General features: G+C 44.8%; 6 protein-coding genes. All 6 read right to left on the bottom strand.

Annotation, left to right across the window (positions count from 1 at the left end; all coding sequences use genetic code 11):
* Positions 1–294: 294 nt before the first annotated feature.
* Positions 295–636 (bottom strand): hypothetical protein, encoded by a 342-nt coding sequence (locus Q1A69_RS16110; RefSeq protein WP_299587579.1) that lies wholly within the window; start codon positions 634–636, stop codon positions 295–297.
* An 874-nt stretch (positions 637–1510) separates the two neighbouring features.
* Positions 1511–1879 (bottom strand): hypothetical protein, encoded by a 369-nt coding sequence (locus tag Q1A69_RS16105; RefSeq protein WP_299587577.1) that lies wholly within the window; start codon positions 1877–1879, stop codon positions 1511–1513.
* A 629-nt stretch (positions 1880–2508) separates the two neighbouring features.
* Positions 2509–2841 carry a hypothetical protein gene (locus tag Q1A69_RS16100; RefSeq protein ID WP_299587575.1) on the bottom strand — a complete coding sequence of 111 codons (333 nt, stop codon included), beginning with the start codon at positions 2839–2841 and terminating at the stop codon, positions 2509–2511.
* A gap of 256 nt (positions 2842–3097) precedes the next feature.
* On the bottom strand, positions 3098–3415 hold the full coding sequence (locus Q1A69_RS16095; protein WP_299587572.1) for a hypothetical protein: 318 nt from the start codon (positions 3413–3415) through the stop codon (positions 3098–3100).
* A gap of 899 nt (positions 3416–4314) precedes the next feature.
* Positions 4315–5121, bottom strand: coding sequence for a hypothetical protein (locus Q1A69_RS16090; protein WP_299587569.1), 807 nt, complete (start codon positions 5119–5121; stop codon positions 4315–4317).
* Entirely contained in the window at positions 5114–12229 is a 7116-nt protein-coding gene (locus Q1A69_RS16085) for an FG-GAP-like repeat-containing protein (protein WP_299587566.1), read from the bottom strand. Before Q1A69_RS16085 ends, Q1A69_RS16090 begins: the two co-directional genes overlap by 8 nt.
* Positions 12230–12515: the final 286 nt, after the last annotated feature.

The following is a 12515-nucleotide window of genomic DNA, read 5'->3' as shown; positions in this document are numbered from 1 at the left end:
AGAAGCTAAAAAGCAAAGTGCTTTCTCACATGAGAATGTTACAAAAGAAACCTGCGCGTGTAGCATCCTACTTCCGGTATGAATCGATTAAATATGCAGCGTGATGGAACTATTTGTCCGCCGGGTTAATAGCTATTACACCCCCCACTCAACCTCAAGCTTTTCAGCAATATCTGTATGGCCGCGGTACTTTAGAAACCGTACGGACTCAGGGTACCGCTCACTCAACTTACAAACACCGTTTAATTTCTCAAAATAATTAAGAAATCTTTCATTTCCTGACGCCAATGATACTCAGCAAAGAGCTTCATCTTTTAATGTAAAGTATCGCCCATAAGCACCTACACCTCGCCCACAAGGAAACTCTAATCCTGAAATCAAGAGCAAAGAATTTTTTATAAACAAATACTTTTCCACCTCATTAGTATCAGGATCTATAGAACATAAAAATTTATCAGTATAGACAGGCTCACCATTCGGATAGTTACGTATCTCCAGAATCAACTTTATTAAAGTTGATTCTGCCTCACCCATAAAACCAGATACCTTTCCATTCAAATCTGAATTCACAGCATCTGATTGCGCCTTAGAACACCCACAGAGAAGCACGATTAATGCTATTAAAGACCTAGCCATCAATATACACTATATACTTCAGTGTCATCATTCAAAATCAAACATGTCTCACAACTTCCTTCTGGGCAACCGATAAAATATGTAACTTGACCCCCCACTTTGAGCTTGCGAAAAATCCGACACCACTCCTATCAAGAACGACGCAGGGTCACCTATCGAACTAGCCCAAGGGGCACCATTGGAATAAAAAGGGCCTTCCGCAACTGGCTCACAAACACTTAAGAAGAAAGCCCTAAAAAATAGAGTTCTATATATTTTTTACTTACAGCTCTCACAAACAGAAAAAGAAGAGTAATCACTTGGGATCTAGAGTCAGCCTTTATTCAAAGACACAAATTAAACGCTCACAAAGACATACGATTATATACAAATCAATCAATCTCTATAAATGCCAACTTGCCGCACTGAGGCCTAGTGGAATCAAATTTCTCCACCCATACTTTAATGTTTCTGGTAGATATTTGTGTAGCAAGCACTAAAGGCATGACCATGCCTTTCATTTCTGGGCCATTTTGGATCGACAATACTGACTTTATCATCAAACCAACTAACGACAGTAGGCATAGGGTAAATTGTGAAGGCACTATTAGATGCCACCCTCGTCCAAGGGGGGGGTAATCCGCAGTAAATGGCCCCTCATAGGCCACCACTAAAACACTTAAAAAAATATTTAGAAAACCAAATAGTTTTTCATTTCACCCGTTATTAATACTTTACACCATCACTCAAATAATAAAATGACTTGTAGCAGCCAAGATAACAGCCGACTTACACTCAACCTTTACTTCGACAGCTAAGCCTGCCTCCCCCAAAAATCACTCTACCCACGGAGAAGCAAATGATACCAACATTATACTAAAACCCTCAAAATGCTTCACAGGTTAACATCACAATTACTTTCGTTCACAACCTTGTAACGCACAACCACCTTGCTATTCTTAAGGACTTCTTGAATACAAACCCTTGAACTAGAGCTGAAGAAATCATTTGACCAAACGTTATTTAACTCTCTATCCGGCTCCCTCACCGACAAAAGATATAATGGCAACCCCTGGGCCCCTCCAGCATATCCAGTGCTCTCAGAAAAAATCACCTCGACCATAAAGGGCTTGCCTGCAGTTAAGCTGCCTGTCGACTTGAATATCATAAAAAGCATAAAAAAAACTATGGTCAAAAATACCAGCCAGCTCAAATACCCCTTCAAAGAATAAAAAACGATCTTCAATTTTTGACTATTATTCATGGCTTTACCCCACCACCAACGCTACTCAAACAGAAAACTGTGCTTATATACAGTTATCTGTGACTTAGCAAAAGTGGCAATTAGGCAACCTGATGAATTCTGATCTTTCTCCCTAAATCAGCCCCACCACAAGCAGCACCTTAAAAAACTAACATTCACTTGGCAGGTCGAGGGATTTATTACTCAACCTCAATAAATGCCAACGTGCAACGCTGTGGCGTAGTGCCAACATAATTTACCCACACCTTAACTCTCCTCTCCGACATCTGGGCGGCTGTTACCAAAGATAGTGTCATTTTTCGCATATCGGAGTCTTCCAACTTACCCACACTAACTTTATCACCATGGCACCCTGCCGAAGAAGGCATACGATATATAACAAAATCTCCATTAGACGATACTCTAGCCCAAGGGGCCCCTTCGGAATAAAAGGGGCCCTCAGTTGCCGACACAGAGACGCTTAAAAAGAACAAACCATAAAATAAAATTCTATATATATTTTTCACCTAGAGCTCCCAAACAAAAAAACAAAAAGACGAAAAGACGAAAAGACGAAAAGACGAAAAGAAAAAACGCTATCTTCACGCCTATCCAACATAAGCGCAAAGCACTCAAAAAAGCAAAGCAGACTAATCAATTTCGATAAATGCCATTTCACAGCGCTGAGGTGAAGTAGAGTCGTACCGCTCCACCCATATATTCAACTTCCGCCCAGACATTTGTGCAGCAAGCACTAAGGACATCACCATGCTCTTCATTTCTGTGTCGCCAGTATTGGCTACACTGACTTTATCATCATAGCAACCAGCCGAAGCAGGCATAGGGTAAATCGAGAAAGAACCATTAGATGACACCCTAGTCCATGGAGAGCCGTCTGTAGCAAATGGGCCTTCATACGCCCCTGCTGAAACACTCAAAAAAATCATTCCCCAAAATAAAAACTTCATTAACCCAATCATCATTAATACCCTAAGCCATTAATCAAACAAGAAATCACCTAAAACAACCGAGACAACAGCCAACTTTATATTCAAACCAGCTTGAACCAAAAAGACATCCTTGACAGTCGATCCTGCACCGTTAGTTTTACTCCGCCCCACGCAGAACCATATAGCAACACCACTATTTTCTGAATCCAGTTGCTCCCATAACTGGCAACCTTCGAACCTAAAAAATGAAAATTCAAATAATTTTCATTTAACTCAAAGCACCTCAAGCCTAATCAGATATCTTGATAGAGATTACATTCATATCACTGCCATCACAACCTTTAACCCTAAGGGTCACCTTCGACTTAGTGTGATAAGCAGAAAGCGCTATCGAGAGGATATGATCAAACATTGGATTAGTTAAACTTACCTTTAGCCTTTCAGAAGCACAACCTTCCACTATGACACCTTCATTAGACTCTATATAAAGCTCACTTAAACCCCAACCTGTTCCAATGCCTTTAATCGTCACTGAGGGGGTGCTTGTATCTGCGTTAGATACCTGAGAGAGCACAGACAATAAAAAAACAGAAATAATTTTTCTCATAAATCAATTCCTCTAGAAATCACAACCGGAATGCCTGACAGATCAGACCTTGTCTGACAGTTATCAACTTGCAAAAAACCATAAACAAAACAACAAAACCACTCAAAGTAAATAAGACAGATCTTACCTTTGCTTTTAACCCAGCCTTACTTAGCCAAAAATATATTCTCGAAAGCCAAGCCAGCATCGGCCACTTACCCACAACCCTATTACTCTCACAAATAGCCATATATATGACGCTAACAATTTACTCTACCCTCATTAAAAATTAGCTATTGCCGACCACACCCCACCCACTTAATCTCAAGCCTTTCAGCAATATCTGTATGACCACGGTACTTTAGAAACTCTAAAGACTCAGGGTACCGCTCACTCAACTTGAAAACACCGTTTAAACTCTCAAAATAATTGAGAAACCTCTCATTTCCTGATGCCAACGATACCCAGTAAAGAGCTTCATCTTCTAATGTAAAGTATCGGCTATAAGCATCTATACTTCGCTCACAAGGAAACTCCCCTCCTGTCATCAAGAGCAAAGAATTTTTTATGAACAAATACTTTACCCCTCATTTGTATCAGGATCTATAGAACATAAAAACTTATCGGTATAGACAGGCTCACCGTTCGAATAATTACGCATTTCCGGAATCAACTTTATCAAAGTTGATTCTGCCCCATCCATAAAACCAGATACCTTTCCATTCAAGTCTGAATTCCCAGCATCTGATTGTGCCTGAGAACAGCCGCAGAGAAGCACTATTAAAACTATCAAAGACCTAGCCATCAAAATACCCTATTAAAAGACATTCTCGAAGGCCAAATCAGCACCGGCCACTTACTCCCAACTCTATTATCCTGAAAAAGAACCATATAAAGCCAACATTTTACTTTGACCCCAATTATTCTTTTTCAACTTGTGCTTGATCACTCTCATCAGGTATCTTTTTCAAAGAAGTAAAGAAGATAAATCCATCATCACTATTATTCTCCGACAAGTACTTTCTCAGCTCATCACCTGCTAAGAATTCATCTGCTTTTCGCAAACTCAGTGATTTCATTAATGACCGCCTAGACTCTACGGCCTCATAGAAATTTTTTTGATCCGCATACCCACCTTCAATTAGTTTCTGAATGAAAGCTATGGATTTTGAATGATTCAATGATGCCAGATTAGCGAAAACCTCCGCAGAAAACTGGACATCCTGCTCAACTCCTTTCCCAAAATATTTCATCAAAGCAACATTGTAAGAGGCCTCCAAATTACCCTGTCTTGAAGCTTTCTCGAAGTACGAATATGAAGCACTTAGATCCACCTCACCGCATACACCTTGATAGTGATAAACTCCTAGCATATACGAAAAAATACCTCCCTGATCAAGCAGAGTCTCCACTAGCCTCCTGGCTTTACATGGATCCCCATCACCAACATAACTCTCCGCCAATAGCGGGGCATAATTTTTAAAACCCATCTTTAACACTAAAAACTCTAGCTGAGGCAAACTAAATTCGCCTTCAGCACCTGAAAACAGTCGGTTCAAATCCAACCTTAACTCTTCTGTGTCACAAGACTCAACTTCAACCAAATCAATATCTTTTATCTTGCAGTTTTTCCATACTAAACTCTCAAGACTTTCCTGAGGCACTTCGCAACCAAAAACCAATGTACAAGAGAATACGATGAGTATTATTGAAATGAATTTATTCATGATCTTCTCCATAGCTAACTTCAGGTGAGTTCAAAGATTGATAAACATGAGCAGGTATTGATTGAAGGAATGAGTACCAGGGTTTCACCACATTAACCGTTGCCTTACCCGTAACAGATGTATTACGAACTTCAATAGCGCCAGTAACACCGACCGCTCCATCCATAGTCAATACTCCTCCTGCTTGAAGTTCAGCATTGTTTCTCAACCCAAACTTCTTACCAAACACAATCTCTTCTCCATTCATATTAATGGGAAGAATCATGTCTTTAGTTAAATCAAGCATGTCAAATGAGATAGACCCATCATTACCCGCAGCAAATGCTCCTGCATTAACTTCAATCGAAACAGATGCCTTGAAAATATCATCGGTTTTGATCGGTTTTGGCTTTAAGTGACGCCCCAACTCATCATTGAACGCTCTCGAGAAAGCACCCGACACCGCACCATTTGCAAACTTGCCTCCAGTCATTTTTGATGCTGTACCTCCGACCGTTGCAGCAGCAGAGACTCGCAAAGCACGACTAGTGAAACTAGTATAATTAACACTATTTACATCTCCTCCAATTTTCCCTATTGCACCAGAAGAAGCAGCGGTTACGCCTGCACTAATAAACCCATGACCAAACTTACCACCTTGTAGAACTGACATAACCCCTCCCGTAATTGCATGAGCAGCAACTTTGGCAGCGAACGCTTGGTAGGTTAAATCGGTACCAAAAGCTCCACTTCCTGATGTTGCGGCACAGGATGAACAATTCGAGAAAAAATCCCCAATTTTTTGGAAAGCAAAACTAGACACACCAGCTATAACAGCACTTTTAAAAGCATCGCTATAAGAACCTCCAAAGGCCATTGTCATATCATATGCACCTGCTGCAGCGCAAAGAGGCGCATAGGGACCACAAGCCATAGAGGCTACTGCATTCAAAATGCCACTCCACTGTGGTCCAATGGCCTTGAAAACCATTTGCATCGGACTAAGTAACTTACGAAGACTGAAGTAGCCACTAGGGTCACTAGCATTCAGCGGATTATTCCGCACATAGCTATAGCGGTTATACATCTGCGTATCGGCAGCGGCCTGAATAAATGGGTCCGCCTGCATAAAGCGTCCCAAACGCGGATCATAGATACGGCCATTCATATGAATCAGCCCCACCTCATCCAGCATTTCATGGCCGGTGTAACCACGGGTGGTACGACTGTGATCGAAGTTCGAAAGCGCAGTCAGGGATAACGCATTCCAGTTGGCGCTATTGCGTCGCTGCCCCCAGGCATCGAAGGACATTTCCTGCACTACCTTACCGGCTTTATCAGTAATCAGGTCCATGGAACCCAGGTGGTCCTTGTAGAGGAACAACTTATCGGTCGAGAGAACCTTGAATTCCTTGTCGGTTTTCACGGTATAGACTGCCGTGCCCACCAAGTGACGCTTCCACTCGATCACATTGGGCTTACTGGACTTCTGGATACGCTCGATACCGCCGATATACCAGGTCTCTGTCACTTCCCCATTACTACTATTGGTGTCCTTGCGGTAGTAGCGGCTATGGCTGGGGCCATAGAGGAACTCAGTGGTGTTATTTCCCTTCTTGATTACGGAGGCTTTATCGAAGGTGGTGTAGATGATGGTACGGCCACCGTCGAAACCATCCGAAGTCATATTGCCGTTGAGGTCATATTTATAGCTAACGCCTCCAGCAGTTGTTACCGCATGGGGGCCAGCGCTATTTTCGCCGTAGACATACTCTCCCACGCCGGCTTTATAGATGATATTCCCGATAGCGTTATAACGGATATCCTGTTCGGAGGCGCTGAGGCCACTACAGTTGACGTTGCTGCTACCCACATGGGTTTTAATCAGACGGTTGAGTTCGTCATAACAGAAGCTCTCGCGTAGATCCTTCTTTCCACTCTGGTTGTGGCGGCTGGTGAGATTGCCGAGGGTATCCCACTGGTAGTTGATATTTTGAATACCAAAGGTTCCCAATACCGTAGAGGTCTGGTTTGTCAGGCGACCAGTATCAGCCTCGTAGCTGTAGCTGGTGGTTGCGCCGTTACCTAACAGTTGCTCTTTCAACTGGCCACGAGCGGTCTGGGCTTTCACTTCCTGAATCAGGTCTCCAGTGGCCAGGTCTACCACCTTGTAGAGATACCCATAGGCATTGTAGAAATTCTGAGTCCCTGATTTACCCCCATCGAGCATGCTGTCCAGAGCATCGTAGCTGTATTCAACACGGCCATGGCCATCAAATACCGTGGTGGTGACGTAGGAGGGTTGCGCACCGGCCCCATCAACATCCACCGCCTGGATATGGTTTCGGCCAACCTGGTCATACTGATACACCGCCTGATAACCAGTGACGCTATCCATGACCATCTCCACCTGCCCTAAGCCATTGGTGGCACTGTCATAGAACCAAGAGACATCGCTCGAGGGTTTAGAGGAGCCCTTGGGCTTTTCAATGCGAGTGGACTGTCGACCCAATAGATCATAGGTTAACTCGACGGTATGACCATTCGCGTTGGTTTGCTTTTTCAGTTCGCCAAAGCCGGTATATTCGTAGTGCCACTCTCCCTTATCCGGGTCGTCCATACGGATTTTGCGGCCAAGGTTGTCGTATTCGATCGTGACCACAATGGGATAACTGAGACCGTCGCCCTCATCGATATGTGCACCGGCAGTATTCGCCTTGCCCCAGGATTTGGCTTTATGCAAATTGCCCTGGCTGTCGTATTCGTAGGTGAGGCGACCATCGATCGCATCGATGACTTCTACCAACTCGCCAGCAACATTTTTCATCTCCGTTTTTTGCTGGCCTTTATCATTGGTGGTGATGGTCTTAAGGCCGCTATAGGTGATACTGGACACAGAGCCGTCCGACGCCGTTACGCGGCTCGGGCGACCGAGCAGGTCGTACTCCATTTCAGACCATAGGCGGGTATCACCAGAGAAATAAGGCTCACTGGCAAACTTCACGCGGCCCAGGTTATCGTATTCTTTATCGGTATAGATTTTACTATTGAAGCCCTTGGTTTCAGTCCGCATAGAGCGGCCCAGTGCGTCAAAGTATTCCCTACTCCAGCTACCGGTACTGCTGCGGGTCGTCACACTATATTTGCCACCGGCCGGGCAGCCGATAACACAGCGCTCATAATCTGTCAGTTTATCCGCGCCGGTGCTACTCCGACTGATGGTTTCGCGGCCAAACTTATCGTAGGCGAACACGCTTTCCAGCCCATTCATCCCCTGAACTTCCAGCGGAGCGCCGAAGTGGTTACGGGAAACCACCCTTTCGGTTAGGTGATCGAGGGCACTGTAACTTTCAAACACATAGCGGCCGGAAAGGTCATACACCGTTCTAGCACTGCGAGCGGTTTCACCGGGAGCCGTTACCGTCTTTTTAACAACATTGCCAAAATCGTCATATTCGTAGGCGGTGGTCTGTTTGTACTCTGGCCTATTGGGCTCAATAACCTCGCTTTTCAAAAGACCTTTATGTACGCCTGATGAATAATAAGTAAAGGCTGACTCGCGGATATGGCTTGGCATACCTGGGCGGGTGCTGGTCACTTTTGTTGCGGTTAAGCGGCCCTTCTCTTTCTCCCAAACGCTGCTGCCATAGGTATTTTCCGTTTTCTTAACAAACTGGTCGCCGGAGATACCGTCTTTGGTGACAACATCGATACTCAGCGCATTGCCATGGGCATCGTAGCTGTTTGTGGTGGTCACGCTTTGCAGCAATTCTCCCTGCGTAGTACCCGCATCCTTCAGGTCATACGTTTCTTCCACCGCTTGATAAATATAAGGTTGATAAGGTGGCAGAGGCTTCCCGCTACCATTCCAGCCCTGCAGACGCCAATTGTTGGTCGCCCGGCTCAGTAGCTGCCCTTCGGCTGTACGGGTTTCGGTCTGTAATGGCATGCCCACAAAGGGGAAGTCCTGGCGGTAGGTAGTTTCCGTCACTACGCCGGTTTGATCATCGGTAGTGCGGATTTTCTGGAAGCCCAACATACCCCGGCCGGCAGCCTGGAGTTTCATCTGATGGTAGTGGTAGGACACAGAACTAAAGGCGGATTGGTCAACAGAACCCGGTGCGGCAGCGGCGGCAGGGGCTGAACTCTCCACCTTAGCAACCAGGTACATAGGGCTCAGAATATCCAATACCGGCTTATCTTTACCTAAAGTGTGGCTATCGGCAGGCAGATCCCAATCGCCATTCAGTGCGGTATAGAAAGCATCCGTGCTGCCTGCCGCTGCTACGTCCAAGCGGGTGTAAAGCTCATCGTACCGCATGTTCTGATAAGTGATATTGGTAACATTACCAAGACCATTATCAATCTTATTAATCACATTCCGCGGAATATTCTTATATTGAGAATCGCGGGTATTATCCAGGCGAGTGTAAACGATACCACTGGATGCATCATAGCGATGATAATCGGCCTCTCCATCGCCATTCGTGTCCGCAAACCATATCATGTCATTAGAAGCTATCGTGCCACAATAGGTAGCACTGCCCGAGCAATCAGAGAGATGATCAAAAAGTCTGCTATCGGAAGAGTCAATAAATTCGCCGGTATTTTGATCAAAGTAGCGAACTTTCACATCATTCCAAGGAGAAGAAACCGGCCAGACGAAATCCTGATAACCATCGTTATTCAGGTCTACAAAGGAGCCCCTGCTACTTCCAAGGTATCCCAAATCCTTAAAGCCTGTGCCAGTGCTGATTTTGCTATAAAAGCTGCCGGAATTTCCAGGGTAGGCAATATCCGTGAGGCCATCGCCATTTATATCTATAGCAATTGGGCTTTTTGAAGTATTCGTCGTCGAGAGCACGCCGATAGAGCGGAATTCCTGTGCCTCTTGATCAAATACGGCGGCTTCGAATCCAGCGGAAGTGGCCACCAGAATATCCATAGCGCCATCACCATTAAAATCGCCCAAGGTATCGGGCAGACGGCCACTGGACTTCATGCTGGCAGCGCCAGAAATATTCAATGGGTAACTGGTGTATTCATCACTGAATTTATAGTAATTTTTTGAGGAAACCGCCCTACCTACGGACTCCAAAAGGCGTACAACTACTTTCGCCCCAGAACTTTTGCTGTAGCTCACAGAGATATAATCTGCCAGACCATCGCCGTTAAAGTCGGCAAAGATGGCATCTTTATTTGTTCGGTCGGTAGCAATCGGCGAGGAGTGCAGCTTCCAGCGTTTACTCCCAGTATCGTAGCGACTTAGGAAGACAAGCCAAGATTTCGCAGGCAGACCATAACTGGAGCGTGGATCATATATCGCCAGATCATGGCGACCGTCACCGTTAAAATCCAATACTCGTATGGCGAATCCCTCATCAACATTGGACTGGGTGAAGTATTCCGAAGAAAATGCACCGCCTGTGAAGTCCTGCTTGATGAAAACAGATCCGTATGAGAGCGCATATTTAACGCGAATATCGGTATCGCTCCCATCATCAGCATACCCTTCGATCCAGACAATATCCTGCTTACCATCGCCATTAAAATCGGCGTATTTATAATCACTCAGGAAGCGATGCTTAGTGGGTGAAAAGTCAATAGCTTCCGACTTATCTCCATATTGCCTCCACGGCGCCTGCAGCCATTCGAAGCTAATTGCGGGAAGGCAGCTTGAACCTACACATTCCTGTAATGAGGTTAGCAATGAGGTTCTATCATTATACTTTTCACGGGGAACAAAGGGCAGGACTGGGTTGTATCCTAGATTGTACTCGCGAATCACTTTGCCATTGGAGCTTGAGACAATTTTTTCCAGACGCTTGGTGGTAATGAATTCATAGCCTGCGGTAAAGCCACGAAGGTGCTCAGGGCGATCTTCATAGAAAAATTCTACTTCTGCTTCATAGGAGCCCGAACCGTAGGCATAGCGGATAGACCTAACACGGTGCCCTGATTCCGAATTACCCTCATACAAAAACTCAATAGGGTTGCCGACATTATCCTCAAAACGATTCTGGGCCCAAGTGAGTACATTGCTACCTGCAAGCTGCTTGGAGTCACTACTATTGCCGTAATAACTAACTGAACCATCCTTGCGCTCCACTTTAAAATAAGATGGCTTACCAGGGCTGCCACCTATTGATGTGACTCTGGCAAAAGAATCCATTTCCGTTTTATATGTCGCGCCAACAGCGCCATATTGAGAACCACTTTCAATTATTAGGCGCTGTCCATCCAGACAGAACCTGTCGGACTCGGTCCAGTTAATGGGCCCAACACTACCGTCAATTGACAGTGTCTGACGGCAACGAGAAATTCCAGATAGGCCACCAATACCCCAGCCTTTACCAACCAGACCATTACCACCACTACTGCTATAGCTCAGTGAAATCTCGGGTACAACTCCCGCTGTGCCTGCGGCAGTTGCTATTGGAAAGGCATAAGTTGCCGCGCCGGATTCATTGACTCGGAATTGACCACCAGAAGCCCCTGCCATATTGGGCGTTTGGATATTGGCCGGAGTGGAATATTCACCAAAGGTGCCAGATTCATCGGCATGGAAAACAAAATCTCCCGCAGTGATGTCTTCTCTCCCATCCTCATTTTTATCCTGCACCAATACAGAGTCGACGCCTACACTGGCCAGGATGGCTGCTGCATAAGAAATTGTGTCATCGCTATTATCAGTAGAGAGGGTTTGCATCAGTACTGGCAAACCATTCCCCTGAGCATGTATGACGAGAGGCATAGCTGCAAGAAGCAATAGATCTGTTGCGCCGTCACCATTAAAGTCGCCCAGTAGTGAAAGGCCCCCATCTAATTTTTCAAGATTTGCGATTTCCAGTTCCGTTAGGGTTACCTCCTCCGGGTCTTCATAACTCTCTTTATCCCTTTTTAAATACAAGACAAAGTTCGGAAGTTGAGGCATTACCAGAGGGGTAATTATGTCTCCATGAATAAGAATTATCGGTCGGTTATACTCAAAATATAGATCTTCACGCCCATCATCATCTATATCTCCTTTATAAACCGTATATCCATTTTTTTGAATTCCCGAAGCAGCAAGCACTGCAGAAGAGAAAGTGGCACAAAGGACCAACAGGAAAAAATAAGAAATGCGCATAACTATCTCTACAAAGACATCAACAGGGCAATCCTTTAAGGCCATAAAATAGGAATTTATACCTTATTAAACTGCTTCAGTAGTATTTTTTTCAATGCAATCTTTATTAGCATACAAACTCAGCACGCAGCATTTACCATGATCAACTCTGCGCCCAAGAAGGACGCGGAGTATAATAGCCGTACATTTTCCAAACAAACCAAAAGTGTGCAACAAAGATGCTTTTGACTTATAGGTCAGACGAGGAAGGTAAAGTCATTTTACCTAAAAGGTTTTTAAAGACAAA

The organism is uncultured Microbulbifer sp., assembly GCF_947498635.1.
Classification (GTDB): Bacteria; Pseudomonadota; Gammaproteobacteria; order Pseudomonadales; family Cellvibrionaceae; genus Microbulbifer; species Microbulbifer echini.
The sequence above is the reverse complement of the archived record's forward strand: the minus strand, read 5'-3'. Positions and strand labels throughout refer to the sequence as shown.

Excerpts from the sequence above, each read along its gene's own strand:
- Q1A69_RS16105 (WP_299587577.1), bottom strand. The coding sequence starts at position 1,879 with ATGAATAATAGTCAAAAATTGAAGATCGTTTTTTATTCTTTGAAGGGG.
- Q1A69_RS16090 (WP_299587569.1), bottom strand. The coding sequence starts at position 5,121 with ATGAATAAATTCATTTCAATAATACTCATCGTATTCTCTTGTACATTG.
- Q1A69_RS16100 (WP_299587575.1), bottom strand. The coding sequence starts at position 2,841 with ATGATGATTGGGTTAATGAAGTTTTTATTTTGGGGAATGATTTTTTTG.
- Q1A69_RS16085 (WP_299587566.1), bottom strand. The coding sequence starts at position 12,229 with ATGCGCATTTCTTATTTTTTCCTGTTGGTCCTTTGTGCCACTTTCTCT.
- Q1A69_RS16110 (WP_299587579.1), bottom strand. The coding sequence starts at position 636 with ATGGCTAGGTCTTTAATAGCATTAATCGTGCTTCTCTGTGGGTGTTCT.
- Q1A69_RS16095 (WP_299587572.1), bottom strand. The coding sequence starts at position 3,415 with ATGAGAAAAATTATTTCTGTTTTTTTATTGTCTGTGCTCTCTCAGGTA.